At 66.6% G+C, this 14,575-nt stretch carries 11 protein-coding genes and 4 tRNA genes; 10 read left to right on the top strand and 5 right to left on the bottom strand.

The window, feature by feature from the left end; translation table 11 throughout:
* Nucleotides 1-2: 2 nt before the first annotated feature.
* From pstC to pstB, 3 genes are read left to right on the top strand one after another with little or no spacing between them, the layout of a single operon-like run.
* A complete protein-coding gene (pstC, locus tag APZ21_RS29395; RefSeq protein WP_054816519.1) occupies nt 3-1,085 on the top strand; it encodes a phosphate ABC transporter permease subunit PstC in 1,083 nt (360 codons plus the stop codon).
* Nucleotides 1,085-1,990, top strand: a complete 906-nt coding sequence (gene pstA / locus APZ21_RS29390) for a phosphate ABC transporter permease PstA (protein ID WP_054816518.1) — start codon at nt 1,085-1,087, stop codon at nt 1,988-1,990. The genes pstC and pstA overlap by 1 nt, the downstream gene beginning before the upstream one ends.
* 18 nt (nt 1,991-2,008) lie before the next feature.
* Complete coding sequence (gene pstB / locus APZ21_RS29385; protein ID WP_054816517.1) at nt 2,009-2,785, top strand: phosphate ABC transporter ATP-binding protein PstB; 777 nt, start codon at nt 2,009-2,011, stop codon at nt 2,783-2,785.
* Nucleotides 2,786-2,978: 193 nt separating this feature from the next.
* Here pstB and phoU read toward each other — a convergent pair whose 3' ends face one another.
* The 4 genes from phoU to APZ21_RS29365 form a co-directional block, all read right to left on the bottom strand.
* Nucleotides 2,979-3,641 (bottom strand): phosphate signaling complex protein PhoU, encoded by a 663-nt coding sequence (phoU, locus tag APZ21_RS29380; protein ID WP_054816516.1) that lies wholly within the window; start codon nt 3,639-3,641, stop codon nt 2,979-2,981.
* A 108-nt stretch (nt 3,642-3,749) separates the two neighbouring features.
* Entirely contained in the window at nt 3,750-5,900 is a 2,151-nt protein-coding gene (locus APZ21_RS29375; RefSeq protein ID WP_054816515.1) for an LCP family protein, read from the bottom strand.
* A 311-nt stretch (nt 5,901-6,211) separates the two neighbouring features.
* Entirely contained in the window at nt 6,212-7,354 is a 1,143-nt protein-coding gene (gene dusB / locus APZ21_RS29370; RefSeq protein ID WP_054816514.1) for a tRNA dihydrouridine synthase DusB, read from the bottom strand.
* Between the two features lie 157 nt (nt 7,355-7,511).
* Complete coding sequence (locus tag APZ21_RS29365; RefSeq protein ID WP_054816513.1) at nt 7,512-8,477, bottom strand: acyl-ACP desaturase; 966 nt, start codon at nt 8,475-8,477, stop codon at nt 7,512-7,514.
* A gap of 1,250 nt (nt 8,478-9,727) precedes the next feature.
* On the opposite strand from APZ21_RS29365, the gene APZ21_RS29360 reads away from it, so the two are divergent.
* The 7 genes from APZ21_RS29360 (at nt 9,728) to APZ21_RS29325 (ending at nt 13,999) form a co-directional block, all read left to right on the top strand.
* A tRNA-Lys gene (locus APZ21_RS29360) sits at nt 9,728-9,800 on the top strand.
* 933 nt (nt 9,801-10,733) lie between these two features.
* Entirely contained in the window at nt 10,734-11,399 is a 666-nt protein-coding gene (locus APZ21_RS29355; protein ID WP_054816512.1) for a TetR/AcrR family transcriptional regulator, read from the top strand.
* 129 nt (nt 11,400-11,528) lie between these two features.
* Nucleotides 11,529-11,601 (top strand) — tRNA-Glu (locus APZ21_RS29350).
* Between the two features lie 28 nt (nt 11,602-11,629).
* Nucleotides 11,630-11,703 (top strand) — tRNA-Asp (locus APZ21_RS29345).
* A 58-nt stretch (nt 11,704-11,761) separates the two neighbouring features.
* Nucleotides 11,762-11,835, top strand: a tRNA-Phe gene (locus APZ21_RS29340).
* A gap of 1,134 nt (nt 11,836-12,969) precedes the next feature.
* Complete coding sequence (locus APZ21_RS29330; RefSeq protein WP_054816510.1) at nt 12,970-13,152, top strand: hypothetical protein; 183 nt, start codon at nt 12,970-12,972, stop codon at nt 13,150-13,152.
* Between the two features lie 127 nt (nt 13,153-13,279).
* Entirely contained in the window at nt 13,280-13,999 is a 720-nt protein-coding gene (locus APZ21_RS29325; protein ID WP_275426234.1) for a polyprenol monophosphomannose synthase, read from the top strand.
* Nucleotides 14,000-14,068: 69 nt separating this feature from the next.
* Here the strand turns inward: APZ21_RS29325 and APZ21_RS29320 are convergent, their stop codons facing one another.
* Nucleotides 14,069-14,506, bottom strand: coding sequence for a DUF6069 family protein (locus tag APZ21_RS29320; RefSeq protein WP_054816508.1), 438 nt, complete (start codon nt 14,504-14,506; stop codon nt 14,069-14,071).
* Nucleotides 14,507-14,575 lie beyond the last annotated feature (69 nt).

Below are 14,575 nucleotides of genomic sequence, written 5' to 3'. Positions count from 1 at the left end.
TCATGACCGTGCACCCTGAAGAGGTGACCGCAGCGGGCTCGTCGGACACGACGGGCCCGCAGGCGGCCGGAGAAACTGCGCATATGTCGAGCGAACTGAAAGACGACGTGAGCCTTACGAAGGAGCCTTCAGCGAAGGGATCCCCGGCGGTGCGTCAGCCCCACAGTAAGCGAGCCGAGACCATCTTCCGGTCCCTGGCCGTCGCGGCGGGCGCGACCATCGTCGCGTCGATCGTGTTGATCGCGCTGTTCCTGCTGATTCGCGCGGTTCCCTCGCTCAGGGCGGACGAAGTCAACTTCTTCACCAGCACCGAGTTCAGTACCACCGATGCCAACCACCTGAAGTTCGGCATCAAGGACTTGTTCATGGTCACGGTGCTGAGCTCGATCTTCGCGCTGGTGATCGCGGTTCCCATCGGCGTCGGTATCGCACTGTTCCTGACCCACTACGCGCCGAAGCGGGTGGCGCGCCCGTTCGCCGCGCTGGTCGACCTCCTGGCGGCGGTGCCATCCATCGTCTTCGGCCTGTGGGGCTTCCTGGTGCTGGCGCCCCAGCTGGGACCGGTACAGGAATTCCTGAACGACAACCTCGGCTGGTTCTTCCTGTTCGCCGACGGCAACGTGTCGATCGGCGGCGGTGGCACGATCTTCACCGCGGGCGTCGTGCTCGCGGTGATGATCCTGCCGATCATCACCTCGGTCTCGCGCGAGGTGTTCAACCTCACCCCGGTCAATCACATCGAGGCCGCCCAGGCGCTGGGCGCCACGAAGTGGGAGGTCGTGCGCATGACCGTGCTGCCCTACGGGCGCAGCGGTGTGATCGCGGGTTCCATGCTCGGCCTCGGCCGCGCCCTCGGTGAGACCATCGCCGTCCTCGTGGTGCTGCGCACCTCGGCGCAGGCGGGCAGTTGGTCGCTGTTCGACGGCGGCTACACCTTCGCCTCCAAGATCGCCTCGGCGGCCTCGGAATTCAGTTCACCCCTGCCGACCGGCGCCTACATCGCGGCGGGCTTCGTGCTCTTCGCGCTGACCTTCGTGGTCAACGCGCTCGCTCGGCTCGCGGCGGGCGGAAAGGTTAACTCGTGATGGCCACCACCTCGACGCTCGACAAGCCGGTCAAGGCGCCCACGTTCCGCGAAGTGAGCCGTGGCCGCAAGATCAAGAACAACCTCGCCACCGGCTTGGTGGCGGCCTGCTTCGCCATCGCGCTCGTCCCGCTGGTGTGGGTGTTGTGGATGGTGGTCAGCAAGGGCATCGATGCCGTCGCATCGCTGGACTGGTGGCAGAAGTCGCAGAAGGGCATCCTGCCGGACCAGACCGGCGGCGGTGTCTATCACGCGATCTACGGCACCATCGTGCAGACCCTGGTGGCGGCGGTCCTCGCGGTGCCGCTCGGCATCATGGCCGCGGTCTACCTGGTCGAGTACGGCCGCGGCAGGCTGGCCCGGGTGACCACCTTCATGGTCGACATCCTGGCCGGTGTGCCGTCCATCGTCGCGGCGCTGTTCATCTTCGCCCTGTGGATCGCCACGCTCGGCTTCCCACAGAGCTCCTTCGCGGTGTCGCTGGCCCTGGTGCTGCTGATGCTGCCGGTGGTGGTGCGCAGCACCGAGGAGATGCTCAAACTCGTCCCCGACGAGTTGCGCGAGGCGAGTTACGCACTCGGCGTGCCGAAGTGGAAGACCATCGTCCGCATCGTGGTTCCCACCGCGGCGCCGGGCATGATCAGCGGCATCCTGCTCGCTCTCGCCCGCGTCATGGGTGAGACGGCCCCGGTGCTCGTGCTGGTCGGCTACGCCAAGTCGATCAACACCAACATGTTCGACGGCAACATGGCCTCCCTGCCGTTGCTCATCTACCAAGAGCTGGCGAACCCGGAGCCCGCGGGTCGTGAACGCGTGTGGGGCGCGGCCCTGACGCTGATCCTGCTCATCGCCCTGCTGTACGCGGCCGCGGCGGTTGTCAACAAGCTGCTCACCCGCAACCGATAAAGCGAAACGGATACTCGCATGGCCAAGCGCATCGACGTCAAAGACCTGAATATCTTCTACGGCAAGTTCCACGCGGTGGCCGACGTGGATCTGACCGTGCTGCCCCGCAGCGTCACCGCTTTCATCGGCCCCTCCGGCTGCGGTAAGTCCACGGTGCTGCGGTCGTTGAACCGCATGCACGAGGTCACCCCGAACGCCCGCGTCGAAGGTGCGGTGCTGCTCGACGGTGAGGACATCTACGCATCGAACGTCGACCCCGTGGGTGTGCGCCGCACGATCGGCATGGTGTTCCAGCGGCCGAACCCGTTCCCCACCATGTCCATTCGCGACAATGTGGTTGCCGGGCTCAAGCTCCAGGGCGTGCGCAACAGGAAGGAACTCGACGAGGTCGCCGAGCGCTCGCTGCGCGGCGCCAACCTCTGGAACGAGGTCAAGGACCGGCTCGACAAGCCGGGCGGCGGCCTGTCCGGCGGTCAGCAGCAGCGTCTGTGCATCGCGCGTGCCATCGCGGTCTCGCCCGACGTGCTGCTGATGGACGAGCCCTGTTCGGCGCTCGACCCGATCTCCACCCTGGCGATCGAGGATCTGATCACCGAACTGAAGAAGGAATTCACCATCGTCATCGTCACGCACAATATGCAGCAGGCCGCGCGCGTGAGTGATCAGACCGGATTCTTCAACCTGGAAGCCCAGGGCAAGCCCGGCAAACTGATCGAGATCGACGACACCGAGAAGATCTTCTCCAACCCGGGCCAGAAGGCGACCGAAGACTATATCTCCGGCCGCTTCGGATAAATCCGGCGACGACAACGGCCTGCACGGGAAACCGTGTGGGCCTGTTCGTATTTCGGAGACATTGTGGCGAGCGCTCGGCTATCGGCACGCCGGGGGTCATTGCCGGAGGATCGCCCGTAAGCCGCGGATGAACGCGCCTGCCCCGGACATGTCGATATGTCCGGGGCAGGCGACACGTGTCCGGTCGGGTCGGTCAGACCTCCGCTTCGGGATCCGGCGGAAGAACGCCGGTGACCAGGAAGATCACCCGGCGGCCGATCTCCACCGCGTGATCGGCGAAACGCTCGTAGTAGCGGCCGAGCAGGGTCACGTCGACCGCGGCCGCCACCCCGTACTTCCAGTCCCGGTCCATCAGCAGGGTGAATAGATGACGGTGCAGATCGTCCATCGCGTCATCGTCCTCTTTGAGCTGGGCGGCGCGTTCCGGGTCGCGGTTCTCGAGCACGTCGCGCGCACCCTCGCCCATATTGACCGCGATGCGGCCCATCTCGGCGAAGTAGCCGTTGACCGATTCCGGTAGCGCGTGGTTGGGGTGGCGGCGACGGGCCACCTTGGCCACGTGCAGTGCGAGCGCGACCATACGGTTCACGTCCTGCACGATCTGAATGGCGGCCACCACCTGACGCAAGTCGCCCGCGACGGGGGCCTGGAGCGCCAGCAGCGCGAACGCGCGCTCCTCGGCGTCGCTGATCATTTCCGCGATCCGGTCGTGTTCACTGATGACCGCTTCGGCGAGGGCGAGATCGGCCTGGAGCAATGCTTGGGTGGCCCGATCCATCGCCGAACCCGCGAGACCGGCCATCTCACCCAGCAGGTGGGCGAGCTCGGCCATTTGCTCGTTGTAGATGACACGCATGAAGACAGACACTAGTTCGAGGCGCTGTCCAAGTCACCAACAGGGAGTGAATGTGCGGTGAGAATACCTGTCGGTATGTAACTGGCGGGTCGCGATCCTCTTCCTACGTTACTTGCAGGTCTCGTCCGCCGCGTTCACCGCTTCCAGATCCGATGGCAGCGCGGTGGGCGTCGATGCACTCGAACCGGTCGTGGTGGTCACATTGTTGATCGGATCGCCCACCGGAGTCGGCGTGCGGATGGTGCCGGTGTAGTCCTGACCGAGGACGACCTCGACGATGGAACCGAGTTCGCCGTCGGATTCCAGGCTCGCGCCGGGCACCGCGGTCGCGACCGTGGCCGCGTCGGCCTCGTGCCCCGGGCCGTACCTGACCTTGGTCGTCGCCGACATGCCCTGTGAGTAGTTGGCCCGGCCGGTGATCTGGAAGCCTTGGGCGCTCAACTTGTTGGCCGCGGTATTCGCCGCGCCCGCCTCGCCGGAGCCGTTGGAGACCAGCACCGGGATGCTGTTCGGATCGACGGCGATGTATTTGGGCGGTTCGGGCGCGGCCGAGGTCGAAGTGGTCGGATCGTGCGTGGGCGTCTTCTCGCCGGGCAGCGGCCGGTCGTCGCGGACAGCGCTGAAGATGGCTTTAATATCGGATTCGCGAGGGATCTCGTTGCCGTAGGAGGTGGTGCCCGCGGTCGGGATCGTCAGGAAGGTGATCGCGCCCGCGTCGACCTTCTGGAGGGAGCGGCCGAGGGTGAGCAGGTCGCTGGACTTGACGTTGTCGACCCAGGTGTGCCGGGTGAACTCCTCGATGAAGCCGTTGAGCTTGCCCGGATCGAACAGCACGCGGCTCGACATCGCCCCGCGCAGCAACGAGGACATGAAGCGCTGCTGCCGGTTGATGCGGTCGTAGTCGCTGCGCTCCTCGCCGTAGACGTGGCGGGCGCGCACGTAGTTCAGCGCGGTCTCGCCGTTGACGCGCTGCTTGCCCGGATTCTCCAGCACGGTGCCGAGGACACCGTCGACGATCGGCTTGGGCGCGCACACCTCCACGCCGCCGATGCGGTCGACCATCGCCTCGAAGCCGGCGAAGTCGATGCCGATGAAGTGGCCGATGGTCAGACCGGTCATCTTCCGTACGACATTGACCAGGCATCTCGGTCCGGCGAGCGCGTAGACGGCATTGAGTTTGTCGCCCATGGCCGAGGGCCAGACGTCCTTGGTGTACTCGCCCTTGTCGTTGTCCCAGCCGTTGCACTGCGGGCGGGTGACATCGAGGTCGCGTGGGAAGGAGACCGCGACAACCCGTTTCCGGTTCTTGGGGATGTGCACAAGCATGACGGTGTCCGCGCGCGCGCCCTCGGCGTCGTCGAGGGTGCCCGCGCCGATCTGGCCGTTCACGCCCGCCCGGGTATCGGTGCCGACGAGCAGGAAGTTCTCGTCGCCCAACTGTGCGCCGGAGTCGATGACGTCCTCGGGATTCTCGTCGAGTGCCGAGACCTGGGTGAAGGCGTTGTTGGTGGAGCGCAGATAGCTCCATCCGCCGCCGGTGATCAGCAGCACCAGCACCGCGAACAGCGCGGCGGTGATCCGCCCGGTGGTCTTGAGCCTGCGATTGCGGCGCTGCTTGCCCGCGGCCAGGCGCGAGAGCGGCTTGCCGACCGGCTTGGGCGTGGCCGAGCGGCCGGTGCGGGACTTGACGGGCGGCTCGGCCTCGGGTTCGGCGGGTTCGGCGACCGGTGGAAGGACGTCGGTGACGGCCTCGGCCGGTTCGGCGGCGACCGCCTGCCGCTTCCCGGCGGGCGGGCGCGGAACCTGCGGAGGTTTGGGGGGCTTGGCGGGTTTGGCGGGCTTCCCGACGATGTCGTCCACGACGACCGACCCGGTGCCGGGCCGGGCGGGTCCGGCGCGGCGCGGACCGGCCTCCGGTCGGGCGGCGGGCGGGCGGTTGACCGGCGCGGGGCGGGCCGACTCGGGGCCGACAGGATCGGGTCCCCCGCGCGGAGCCTCCGGTGGGGCCTCGGGCGTGCGGACGGGGCGCTGGGCGGCTTGGGGCGCGGCGCGGCGTCTGCGGCCGGTGCGTTCGTTGTCGACCTTCTCGACGAGATCCTGGACGGTCAGCGGTGCCGCCCCGGGCTCTGGCGGCGCGTCGTGACGGGAGCGCCGCGACGCGCGCGACCCCTCTCTTTCGGTGCTGTCCGCCGTGGCATAGCGCTCCCACGGGGCGCGACCTCCGGGCCGTGGCGATTGCCCGTGCCGATCGTCACCCACCAACGAACCTCACTTCTCCGTTTGTGCACGTCTCGTACCCGCTGTCGCCCGCGCCGAATCCAGCAGATCCGCCAATGATAACGATTCCGCCACGACGAGCCAGTCCAGCGCGAAACCGAGTACCCCGCACCGGCATATGTCACGCACCGAAGTTCGATAGCTGAATATTAGCGATTCTGGCGCGAATATCGGCCGCGCAGATGATTCGGCACGCATACGTGTTTGCGGGCCGCAATCACGCGCGGATATCGGAAATCGGTGGATCGGAACCATCGATTACCCGAATCGTGATCCGCGCGCCGCGGCCGGGCTCATCCGCCACTGTGCATGACATCGGCGGCGGTCGGGACCGCGGCGTCGTCGGGATCATCGAGCCAGCCGTGTGGCAGTGCGACCTTGCCCGGGGAGCCCTGTCGTCCGCGCGGCCCCTCGGCGTCTTTGGGGAACGGTGCGGCGGGGTCGAGTCCGCCGATGAGTTCGCGCAGTTCGCGCAGACTCGACACCGTCGCGAACGCGCGACGGGAATCGGCGCCCACCGGGAAGCCCATGAGGTACCAGGCCATATGTTTGCGCAGGTCACGCATGGCCTTGTCCTCGCCGAGGTGATCCGACAGCAGGCTGCCGTGGCGATAGAGGATCTCGCCGACCCGACCCAGATTCGGCGGCTCGGGCAGCGGCTCGCCGCGCAGGGCGGCTTGCAGTTCGGCGAACAGCCAGGGGCGGCCGAGGCAGCCGCGACCGATGACGACGCCATCGCATCCGGTTTCGGCCATCATGGTGACCGCGTCGGCGGCGGAGAAGATATCGCCGTTGCCGAGCACCGGAATGGTGCGCACCGCTTCCTTGAGTCGCGCGATGGCCGACCAGTCCGCCGCGCCGGAGTAGCGCTGGGCGGCGGTGCGGGCGTGCAGCGCGACCGCCCGAGCGCCCTCGCCCTCGGCGATCCGGCCCGCGTCCAGGTAGGTGTGGTGTTCGTCATCGATGCCGACGCGGAATTTCACCGTGACCGGCACGCCCGCGGGTTCGGCGGCCGCCACCATCTCCCGCACGATGCCGCGGAACAGCGCGCGCTTGTACGGCAGCGCCGCGCCGCCGCCGAGACGGGTGACCTTGGGCACCGGGCAGCCGAGATTGAGGTCGATGTGATCGGCCCATCCCTCGCCGACGATGATGCGCACCGCCTCGCCGAGTGTGGCCGGGTCGACACCGTAGAGCTGCATGGACCGCGGATGCTCGTCGGCGTCGAAGGACATCATGTGCAGCGTCTTCTCGTTGCGCTCCACCACCGCGCGGGCGGTGATCATCTCGCAGACGTAGATGGAGGTGGAGCTGCCGAACTCGCGGCACAGCTTGCGGAACGCCAGATTGGTGATGCCCGCCATGGGCGCCAGCACGACCGGCGGATCGACCGGATACGGTCCGATCCGCAGCGTGGTCCGCGCCTCGGTAGTCATCGTCACGTTGACCAGTGTCGCATCCGATCCGATGTGAGCGCTGCCACGGCCGCGGCCGGGACGGTCGAGAACGAACGACGCGCCCGCACCGAACCGGTGCGGGCGCGTCGGACGCGGGGACGTCGGTGGGGCTCAGCCCGCGGGGACGTCGGCGGGCTCAGCCCGCGGTGGCGCCTGTCAACTCGCGCTTCTTGGCCTCGCGGGCGAGCATGCGGTCGCGCTGCTCTTCGAACTTCACGACATCCTCACCGAGCTTGTCCAGGAACGTCGCGAGTCGATCGCGGACCGCTTCACCGCGGGCGGTGAAATCGGTGCGCTCGAAGATGTCCCACTTCTTCAGCACCGGCTGCACGACCTCTTCGAGGTGCTGGCGCAGATCGTAGATGCCGTGCTTGGCCATGAGCACGCCGTTGCGTCGGAAGTTGGGCATGCCCGCGCCGGGCATCTGGAAGTGCTCGAGGATCAGCGTGATGGCCTCGATGGCCTGGTCGGGGGTCAGATCGAGGGCGGCGCCGCACATGTTGCGGTAGAAGATCATGTGCAGGTTCTCGTCGGCGGCGACGCGCTGGAGCATGCGATCGGCGATCGGGTCATCGCAGACCCTGCCGGTGTTGCGGTGACTGACCCGGGTGGCCAACTCTTGGAATGTCACGTACGCGACCGAGTGCAGGAATCCGGCGTCGGCCTCGGTCGGCGAGGCGAAACCGTTGGTCATGTGGATCATGCGCGCCTCCTCGAGGGCGACCGGGTCGACCCCGCGGGTGACCACGAGGTAGTCGCGCATGACGATGCCGTGACGGTTCTCCTCGGCGGTCCAGCGGCCGACCCAGGTGCCCCACGCGCCGTCCTGGGAGAAGTTCTCGGCGATCTCACGGTGGTAGGAGGGCAGATTGTCCTCGGTGAGCAGGTTCGTGATCATGGCGGCCTTGGCGACCTCGTTCAGACGGGACTGCTCGGGATCCCAGTCCACCCCGCCGAGCGCCGCGAAGTTGCGGCCCTCGTCCCAGGGGACATAGTCGTGCGGGTGCCATTCCTTCGCGAGGGAGAGGTGCCGGTTGACGTTCTCTTCGGCAACCGGCTCCAACTCCGTCAGAAGCTCGAGTTGAGTCAGATCCCTTGCCATGTCTATAGCCCTTCGGTGAGTGCTTGCTCGCTTGCAGGTCTTCCCCCGGAATATTGACCGTGCCGATGCGGCCATACCTTACGGCACCGTAGGTGTGATGCGAAACGCATCGGACCACGTGTGACGCCCGGCGTCCTGATCGGTTCGTCGACGTCGACGATTCGGCAACGATTCAGAGTCTAGGTGGTTTCGCTGTTCTCCGGGTCGTGGGAAGGCGCGCCGCCGCGACGGCGACCTCCGCCGCGACGACGGGACTATCGGCGCGGCGGGGAAGTCGTTAGCACCGAGTATCGGCGGCGGTGGCGACATTCGCGTTGCCCTCGGGTAAGGATCTGCCGTCGACGCGGAGTCTGTACGGCCGATCTCCTCCGGCTCGGATTCGTGCGTCGGCGTGTTCCGCCGCGGCGGTGACTCCCGATCCGCTCGCGCCTCGGCGTCGCGATCGGCGCAGGGGGCGCGGGCGTCTGCCTGTGGCGCGGTGGGACAGACGACGGCGTTCGCATTCCGCTGATCGATCCGTGGTGCGCGCGGGCGGGCCGACAGATCGCCGCGATGATCTTGACCGTCGCGGCGGCACTGGTGTCCGGCGACATGCGCTCGCCGCCGATCGGGATCTATGCGACCGTCGGCCGGCGCTCGCGGAATTCGTGCGGCGGCTTGGGGTACCGCGCACGCCTCGGTCCACGAGTCCGTCCACATCCGACTTCCCGGACGCGTGGCTGTTCGTGACGGCGGGCGCGACGCCGATGTCCGACTGTGGGCGCCCGTCGGTGCGGCTGTGCGCAGCGCTGAAAGTCGCTATCGGACAGCGATAGTTGATTCGATTGCCGGCGCGCGGGCGGCCGCGAACGCCCACCGGGTACGGCGCCTACGGATACCGCCGTCGCGTACCCGCCGCCTCCGACGGGTCGACCGGCGGTCACCGAGCTTGTACGAGATGGCTCCGGCATCGCGTCGACGGCAACGACCTGCCACCCCGACGGCCGTATGAGTCCGCGCCGCGACTCGAATTCGCGCGGTTACGGTCGGTCGCGCGGCGGTGCCGGGCGGTAACTCGGTCGTCCGTGTGCGTGTAGGCGGAGATTGCCTGGACTTCGCTGTTCCGTATCCCCCCGTAGTGGCCTATCGCAGGGAATGGCCTGGGCCGCATGGTGTTCGTGTCGCGCGGCGCCGCTGTCACGCCCGACCGGCACGGCGAGCGCCCCTGCATTCGTGTCCCGCGCGCGGTGTCGGGTAGGCTGTCCAGCCGAGCCCCTTTAGCTCAGTTGGTAGAGCTGGTGACTTTTAATCACTAGGTCGTAGGTTCGAGTCCTACAGGGGGCACTCACCGCGAAGGCGGACGTGTACGGCGTCGTATACGTCTCTTGATTCCGTCATTCTCCCGGTCGCGGCCGGTCCGCCCGAACGGGTCCGTGATCCCCGCCAGGCGACGATCGGGCGTGACGATCCGACGCAGTGGACGGCTGGGAACGCAGGGGCGATCACAGACGCAAGAGCAGGGTGGGCCCTCCGGCGAAGGAGGTGGTGAGCCGGGGCGGACGCGAGTCGCTATGTCGCAGTGGGTATCAGGGGCGTGGGCCGCGCGATGGGGCACGGTTCGATTGCCTCCGTGCCCGCTTTGTCCATCGCGGCTCGAGCCGGCATCATCGAATGATGTTGTCTGGCAATAATTTTGGATTTGCTGAGGGGGTCCGCCCCGCGCTCGGCGATGCGCGATCCGGCCGCGATCCGGCCGCGCGCGGTCGGGTGCGGGTCGGTTGAGGAGCGTCGAATTCGAATGTCCGTCGAGTCACCGCACTTGTTGCGAGATGTTTGCTGTAACGGATATCGGCCACCTTCGGCTGACTGACTCCTCGGTTTGCCGCGTGTCGGATGACGATTCCGGGTACGGTGACGACTTGATGAATTACGGGCCGAAGGCTGAAACGTACGCGGGATCCGGAATTCGGCTTATCGTTGTTGTGCCCGAACCTGTCACGATCGGTACGACAGATCGTGACAGCCTGGACTCGACGCCGTGGGAGGCTGATCCGAGATGTAAAGAAATACCCGGGTGCGCACCCCCTGCGGCGCACCCGGGTGCGAAAATTATACCAGCTGGTGTGTTTCAGGTTTTTCGCAAGTTTTCGTACCGAAAGTTTGAAACTGGGCGAAAACCCGGTTTGAAGTATTGATAAAACTCATAACTTCGCGCCAAGGGTTCGTTCCTTTGGGGGTTCCGATTGGCGACGAGTAGGCTTCGGAGGCGTTTCGAGCATGGCACGGCAGCAAGAGCGGGCCCGCCGGACACGCGCGGCGATAATCAGGTCCGCCGCCGTTGAGTTCGGGAAGAGCGGCTATGCCGCTGCATCGCTCAACCGCATACTGGAAGGGTCGCGCGCCACCAAGGGGGCGATGTACTTCCATTTCGATTCCAAGGAAGATCTGGCGCGCGCGGTACTGGAGACGGCGGTCGAACGTTACCGCTCCTCCGCCGAACGATGGCTCGCGCGAACCGATCTCGGACCACTCGACATCCTGCACGGGATGATCGACGAGGCCGCGCTGCGCCTCGAACACGACATCATCGTGCAGGCGGAATACCGGCTCATCATCGAGCCGGACTTCTACCGCGACGTCCAAGCGGGCGGTGGGCGCATACTGGGCCGGGCCACCAGGGTCCTCGCCGTGCGCGCCATCGAACACGGACAGTTGCGCGTCGATGCGGATCCCGACCGGTTCACGCGTACTCTCACCGCCGCGCTCGCGGGCCAGCGGTATATGGTCGACCTCCTCGGCGGCACCGTCGACCTGCGATCGAGATTCCAGGAGGCGCTCGAGGTGGTGATCGAATCGATGGCAACCCCGGAATGGACCGAACGATTCCGCATCGACGGCTGGCGCACGACGGCGAGGCTGGAGGAGCTCGGGCTCGCGCTGTAGCGCCGTAACCGGGTCAGAGCCTGGGCGGGGCTCTGACCAGCCGATTTGGGAAACCTGGCGTGGCTGTCATAAGCTATGCGAGCTCCCAACGGACAGCCGTTGAAGCCGGTACGGAGGAATCCGTGACGAGCCCCCTTCGTCTAGCGGCCTAGGACGCCGCCCTTTCAAGGCGGTAGCGCGGGTTCGAATCCCGTAGGGGGTACGGTCTCAGGATCGTTGGTAGCATGCAAGGCCCTGTGGCGCAGTTGGTTAGCGCGCCGCCCTGTCACGGCGGAGGTCGCGGGTTCGAGTCCCGTCAGGGTCGCAAGTAAGCGCCGGAGAGATCCGGCGCTTCGCGTATGGCATTCAGAACGGGTGCCTGCGGCCAGGTAGCTCAGTTGGTACGAGCGTCCGCCTGAAAAGCGGAAGGTCGCCGGTTCGATCCCGGCCCTGGCCACCGAGACAGTAGACAGCCCCATCCGCCGGAAAGTGCGGGTGGGGCTGTTTCGGTTCCGTGCCCTTGGGGCGCGAAGCCCCCCGCGCCCCAACAGGATGCGCCCTCGGCCCCTGGGCGAGCGGGTAGGAGATCGGTCCCAGTACGTGCGCGATGGATCCCTTGGCGACTGCCTCACCGACCGCGGCTGCCGGTGGCGCGTCGGCGGGATGCCGTCGAATCCGGGTTCACCGAGAATTGCGGTCCGGCCGACCGGGTTGTTCACCGCGGCCGGCTTTTCGGTCGCGCGTTTCCGATGCATTCGGTGAACCTCGGCTTCGGTGACGTCGGCATTGCGCGGAATTCGGTGACGCGGTACCTATCCGGTCGATCGGCAGGCTTGCGCCGTATTCGTCGGCCGTGCCGCTCTTTGTTTCTGTCATCTTGTCGTGGGCGGTTGTGTTTGTTCTGTGTTCCGTGGCCGGTTTGTCTTTTATAGGCGAAGTTATTGTTTTCGAATGTCTTTTTCAGTTGGCGGGTGTTACGGCTTTTGTACCGTTGCGGTGATTAGCTGTGCGGGTTGTCGGCCGCTTCGGTGTTTGCGGTGATTCCGGCGCTCGGCGGCGGCGCGTGGTTGCTGCGGTACGTGCAGGTCCCGGTGCGGATGCTGGGCGGCCCGTGCGGGGGTGCACCGGTCGTGGCCATCGGCTGTGAGGCCGCGGCGGTGTCCGCACGCGACCGTGCGTGTGGGAATGTGTGAAATCGGCTGGCCTGCGGCGGATTGCGGTCTTGTCGCTTCGTCGGGAGGCCGCGCGGCGGCAGGTTGGCACGGAAACTGTTGTAGCCGAACATAATCACGCCAGCTGAATCGAAAAGTGCACGGGGATGGGTCAATTCGACCCCGAAAGTTCTCATTGACGATCTCACGAATTCGACCGGGCCGCATTCGTGGAATCCTCGAGTCCGCGTCGCGGGACTTCTCCTCGGCGGGTGCGCCCATTCTGAATTCCTTCCTTTTCAACAGACCGAGCGGCATGATTCGAAACCGAAATCCAGGACGGTGTGTCCCGTCCGTCGGGGATCGCCCGCGTGGGCCGGGCCGGTGGGCGATCGGGCGAAATCCGGGCTGCGATCGGACATCGGTGACATGCTGGGAGCATGGCGGAAAAGTGGTACTACTGCTTGAAGCACCAGCGGGCCGAACTGGGGCGGCAATGCTGGTTCGGCGACCGGATGGGGCCCTATCCCGACCAGGCGACGGCGGAGCGGGCGCTCGAGATCGCGCGGGCCCGCAACGAGCGCGAGGATGCCAGTGACCGGTCCTGGCGCGATGGGGAATGACCACACTCCGTAAGACCCCTCAGGTGCTCGTCAGGTCCATCCACTAGGGTTGCTCGGAAATCAACCGACATGCTCGGCGGTCCGGCGTGGGCTGCGGGCTGGACCTGGTGAGCAGGGAGGGCGACCCTTGAGGGTTACCGTTGTTGTGCCGACCTACAACGAGCGGGAGAATCTGCCGGTTGCGGTGGAGCGGCTGACGGCGCTGCCGGTGTCCGACCTGCACGTTCTCGTCGTCGACGACAATTCGCCGGACGGCACGGGCGAGATCGCCGACAAGCTGGCGGCGGAGCTGCCGAATGTGGTGGGGGTACTGCACCGCACCGAGAAGGACGGCCTCGGCCGCGCCTATGTGGCGGGTATCACCCGCGCGCTGGACGAGGGTGCCGACGTGGTCATCCAGATGGACGCCGACCTCTCGCATCCGGCCGAGGTGATCCCGGCCATGCTGGAGAAATTGCGGACCTCCGACGCGGGCGTGGTGCTCGGCTCGCGCTACATTCCGGGCGGTTCGACTGCCGCGGAATGGAAGTGGTACCGCAAGGCGCTCTCGGCGTGGGCCAACTTCTACGTCAACCTGATCCTGCGCCTCGGCGTCAAGGACGCGACGGCCGGATTCAAGGCGTGGAAGGCGCAGACGCTGCGGACCATCGACGTGGCCTCGATCCGCAGCAACGGCTATTCCTTCCAGGTCGAGATGAACTACCGCACGGTCAAGAAGGGCATCGTGATCGCGGAGGTGCCGATCCGATTCGAGGAGCGCACCCTCGGCGCGTCCAAGATGAGCCTCAAGGTGCAGCTGGAATCGGCGCTCATGCCGTGGAAGCTGCTGCTCGGCCGCGCCGTCTGACCCTGACCCGCTCCCGGACGCGCCGCGGCCCCGCGACCACGGGCCGCGGGGCCGTTCCTCGAGCACCGGTCAGTCCGCGACCAGTCGGTTGCGCAGCCCCTCGGTGGCGAACACCAGGACCGGCACCAGCGCGACGTGCATGAGCGAGAGCGCGATCGTGGAGGCGGTGTCGAAGGTTGCCTCGATGGTCATCGCGATCGTGCCGAGCGTCAGCAGCGAGCCGATCACGGCGGCCACCCGCAGCACGCCCACCCAGCGGTAGGAGATCAGCGCGGCGGCGCCGAGGCCGATGAGCAACGGCACGGTCGACATGACGACCACGCCGCCGGGGGCGACCTTCATCTCGGTGCCGTTGTCGACGGTGACGAATTCGCCGCCCGCCGCCATGCCGATCAGCCAGATGATCGAATTGACCGCGAGGGCGGCGAGGACGGCGCCGACGACGGCGACGAGGCGGTTGAGGGACGGAACGGGAAGGGATGGGGCGGTGGTCGTCACATCGGCCATGGGGCTTCTCCTGCGAGTCGGCTGTGAATCCGGTGTGAGACCATCCTCGAACCTCAACTTATATTGATG

Source organism: Nocardia arizonensis (assembly GCF_001310275.1).
GTDB lineage: Bacteria > Actinomycetota > Actinomycetes > Mycobacteriales > Mycobacteriaceae > Nocardia > Nocardia arizonensis.
Note: the sequence above shows the minus strand (reverse complement) of the source record. Positions and strands in the feature narration are given on the sequence as shown.

Coding starts and splice junctions, on each gene's coding strand:
- pstC (WP_054816519.1), top strand. CDS start 3: ATGACCGTGCACCCTGAAGAGGTGACCGCAGCGGGCTCGTCGGACACG.
- pstA (WP_054816518.1), top strand. CDS start 1,085: ATGGCCACCACCTCGACGCTCGACAAGCCGGTCAAGGCGCCCACGTTC.
- pstB (WP_054816517.1), top strand. CDS start 2,009: ATGGCCAAGCGCATCGACGTCAAAGACCTGAATATCTTCTACGGCAAG.
- phoU (WP_054816516.1), bottom strand. CDS start 3,641: ATGCGTGTCATCTACAACGAGCAAATGGCCGAGCTCGCCCACCTGCTG.
- dusB (WP_054816514.1), bottom strand. CDS start 7,354: ATGACTACCGAGGCGCGGACCACGCTGCGGATCGGACCGTATCCGGTC.
- APZ21_RS29365 (WP_054816513.1), bottom strand. CDS start 8,477: ATGGCAAGGGATCTGACTCAACTCGAGCTTCTGACGGAGTTGGAGCCG.
- APZ21_RS29355 (WP_054816512.1), top strand. CDS start 10,734: ATGGCACGGCAGCAAGAGCGGGCCCGCCGGACACGCGCGGCGATAATC.
- APZ21_RS29330 (WP_054816510.1), top strand. CDS start 12,970: ATGGCGGAAAAGTGGTACTACTGCTTGAAGCACCAGCGGGCCGAACTG.
- APZ21_RS29320 (WP_054816508.1), bottom strand. CDS start 14,506: ATGGCCGATGTGACGACCACCGCCCCATCCCTTCCCGTTCCGTCCCTC.